We start from the raw sequence: 2,068 nt of genomic DNA on the forward strand, positions 1-2,068 counted from the left end.
AAATCGCGTTTCAGAAAAAGACTATTAAACATGTTGCATGATTTCAATGTCCTGCCATTTCTCAGAGCATCCTTTTGTTTCTTGAGCCTTTGTTTATTTAGCGTCCAAACGACCTCGAAAGAACTTCACTTTGTCACCGTTGAGCATGCTCCGCATAGTTTCGTAGAAGCTGGGAAAGTCGTCGGAAGCGTTACACAACTGCTACATGAGATTTTTGAAACAATGGGCTATCAGCTGGAGATTACTTCGGTCCCAGCAAAAAGAGCACTTTTAATGGTGGAGGGCGGTCTTGTTGACGGGGTATATCCGTATACCTACAGCGAGTCGAGAAGCAAATCTGCATACTTTTCTAACCCTATCTCAATAATTGATACTGTATTTTTCAAAAGAAGATCGTCAGAAATATCGTGGGAGACTTTATCAGATCTTCAGCCTTATAGTATCGGGTCAAATGCAGGCTACCATTATCCTATAGCGTTCCAAGCTGCTGAGCGTGAAGGGCTCATAAAGACAGCTCCGCTGTTTTCACAAAACCCAACACTCGACAACTTAAAAAAATTGAACCGCGAGCACATCGAGCTATTTATATGCAACAAGCTGGTATGTCAGTTTTATATTGATCAGTATGCACCTTTGTTTCGGAACATTGACTATATTCCTAAAGCAGTCGGACCTATCAAGGCCTTTCATGTCGGCTTTACTCGCAAGAAGAGTGGGGCCTTAGAGTTGCGTGAACAATTTAACATAGCTCTAGATGGCGCCATAAAGACAGGTCTACTCGAAAAGATCTATAAACAGCAGGGAATCAAATCAAAAGTAAGTCGCCTGGGTTCTCAAGGTGCGAAAGGCCTAGTAATTCGATAACGAGTAACTCAGAGCTTCATCGAATCTTTAAACTGTGGAAAGGTCACGCATTTATTTTTGCGAAGCGCTAGCACCGCTCTTTTTAAAAACGTGGCATATTGCCTATTAGGAGTGATCATTAACGTCCCATAACGAGGTTATTCGCTGCTTTGAATGATACGCCACCCTAACAAACTTATTGGGTTTCCCCCCAAGAATTTGTTAGCCTAAACTCGAGTGGGCTTCGCCCTACCTCACGAGAAAATGCGCTTGAGAAGCTACTCGCGTTAGAGAAGCCGACTTTAAAAGCAATCTGTTCAATGCCTTCAGGTGTACTGATTAAGTATTCCTTAGCTCTATCCATACGAAGTTGATTAGATAGTTTTCTCCAGTTTGTCCCTTCTTTTGTTAGATAGCGTGTAAGCGTTCGTGATGAAATATTGAGCGCTTTAGCCAGTTGTTCTTTGCTCAAGTCTTGGTAGCCATTTTCCTCGAAGTAGCGTTGTGTCTTTGATTCAATGGTAAGCATATCAGGTAGTTGATCAACATATTTTTGGATTCGTTTGGTTAAGATTTTTTCCATCATACGGTTACCTAATGGCATGACGATATCCATTACACGTATGTCATTGAGCAAATAATTATCGTTTTGCTCGAACTTAACTGGGCAGCGATAGTATTCACCTATCTCTTCCATTCCGGGTAGAGGCTCTCCTTTAAACCCAACTTCTACGACAATGTCAGGAATATCGTTGTACAAGGTTTCCTGAAATGAGATGGCTGAGCCCATATCCCTCCCTAGAACGAAAGAGACGCTTTTATCACACAGGCCTCTACGATAATCAAAAGTCGTCTTTACCGAAGACTTATAGATACGTGGTTTTATGATTGAAAAATTCAATTCACCATTTAAATGCTGTGAGGCGAAGTTGATAATAGCTTTTGGTGTTTTACAAGCAAGAAGGGCTTGCCCCATCAAACCGAATGAGTTTGCATTGCAATGTAAACCAACATCAAAGCCTACTCTAAAAGGATGAGTGGGCATACAAGCAAGCAAATTTTTAATCACACGCAATTCTTGGTCTAAGGACGGGTCACTATGTTCAAGGCTTTCGAGTGTAATACCAGAGCCCTCCAATACTCGCTTAGTGGATAGGCCTTTAGATAAGGCATATTCAAGCAAGATTGTCACCTGACCGCTTCCCCAACCTGGAAAACGAGCATT

At 41.8% G+C, this 2,068-nt stretch carries 2 protein-coding genes; one reads left to right on the plus strand and one right to left on the minus strand.

Annotated elements, in window-relative coordinates:
- On the plus strand, nucleotides 1-864 hold an 864-nt coding region (locus A3766_RS17915; RefSeq protein ID WP_231882920.1), incomplete at its 5' end, for an ABC transporter substrate-binding protein.
- 175 nt (nucleotides 865-1,039) lie between these two features.
- Here the strand turns inward: A3766_RS17915 and A3766_RS17920 are convergent.
- On the minus strand, nucleotides 1,040-2,068 hold a 1,029-nt coding region (locus A3766_RS17920), incomplete at its 5' end, for an AraC family transcriptional regulator (RefSeq protein WP_156508956.1).

The organism is Oleiphilus sp. HI0132 (assembly GCF_001635845.1).